Source organism: Streptomyces sp. NPDC059371, assembly GCF_042751995.1.
Lineage (GTDB): Bacteria > Actinomycetota > Actinomycetes > Streptomycetales > Streptomycetaceae > Streptomyces.
The window spans coordinates 1-1,319 of record NZ_JBHYXD010000217.1; the positions used below are offsets into that span (position 1 = coordinate 1).

Sequence of the window (1,319 nt, forward strand, 5' to 3'; positions counted from 1 at the left end):
AGCTCACCCTGCACCGTCCAAGAAGTCCTTCATCAGCTCGCTGAGTTCGAACGCCCTCTTGTGCGTACTTCTGTTCGCCTGCCTCCGGGCGGCGTCGGCGGACAAACCACGGGCAGGAGAAATGGTGCAGTCTTCGCGAAACGTGATGGGAACACTCTTCGTGGGTGGTGCTCTGACCCTAACTCTGGCAGCCCTCGCCTACCCGGCGATGCTCGGCCTGGACAACGCCTCGACGTCGACCGACCGCATCATCGCCAACACGCAATGGGGACCGCTGACAGAGAGCGAACGCGACTTCGTGGTCAAGGTACGCGCAGCCGGCCTGTGGGAGCACCCGCTCGGCTTGATCGGCCTGCAAAAGGGGCAGAGCAAGGCCGTCAAGACCGCCAGCCAGCACCTCGTCGACGGGCATGCAGCCCTCGACGCCAGCTGCCGCAAGATCGCGCCGATGCTGAACATCACGCTGCCCAACGTGGCCAGCCCTCAGCAGGAGGGCTTCGTCACCCAGCTGAAGGCCGAGTCGGGGCGGCAGTTCGACACCGACTTCGCCAACATCCTGCGGATGACCCACGGCTCCATCTTCAACGCGATCGCCAAGATCCGCTCGACCACCAAGAACACGCTGGTCCGCGCCCTGGCCGACCAGGCGAACAACACAGTGCTCGACCACATCACCGTGATGGAGAAGACCGGCCTCGTCGACTTCGACACCACCGTCTTCAACCAGACCACCCCGCCCAAGCTGCCCAAGACCGACATGACCCCGCCGGCGCCGGTGCCCGGTCAGCCCCAGGTCGTCCTCAATCCACCGCCCAACCCCACCTCCACACCCGTCGACCTGAGCGCCGCCCTCAACGGAACGGCGACAAACGGCGGGTAGTCGGCGGACCAGCCCCGTGGTCGTATGCGCGGGTTGGCTCACACGCTGATGCAGCGCAGGCGGGTGTCGTCGCGGTGCAGGCCCGGGTGGACGAGGGTCTTTAAAGTGCCTTCCAACGGGCGGGGGTTGACCGGGACCTATCCGGTGGCTGGAGTTTGGACAGCGATCTGCAGTGCCTTGAACCGTCGCAGACATGCCACAACAGCAACCAGGCGCGCACCAGGTGCAGGCGCTGTGCCTGCCGGTCACCTCCGGGGGCGGGCAGCCTCGGCGAACGCAACGCCGCTGTCTGTCCCCGGAGGTGGCCGGGACAGGCGATGTTGGTCGTGGCTTGCAGGCGGTCGCCTCGACGTGGAGAGGCGACCGCCTGGTTCTGCCGGAGCTGACCACAGCGGCAGAGAGCCGCCCTCGCCAGGTCTGGGGGCGAGGGCGGCGTGAC

Annotated in this window: 1 protein-coding gene; it reads left to right on the forward strand. The window is 66.6% G+C overall.

Annotated features, from left to right (window positions below; translation table 11 throughout):
* The first annotated feature begins 145 nt into the window (after positions 1-145).
* The gene (locus ACFXGX_RS43290) at positions 146-880 is read left to right on the forward strand and encodes a DUF4142 domain-containing protein (protein WP_384804027.1); all 735 of its coding nucleotides are present in this window, start codon (positions 146-148) and stop codon (positions 878-880) included.
* Positions 881-1,319: the final 439 nt, after the last annotated feature.

What these genes read in the sequence shown, in the direction of transcription:
- ACFXGX_RS43290 (WP_384804027.1), top strand. Translation starts at nt 146, where the DNA reads ATGGGAACACTCTTCGTGGGTGGTGCTCTGACCCTAACTCTGGCAGCC.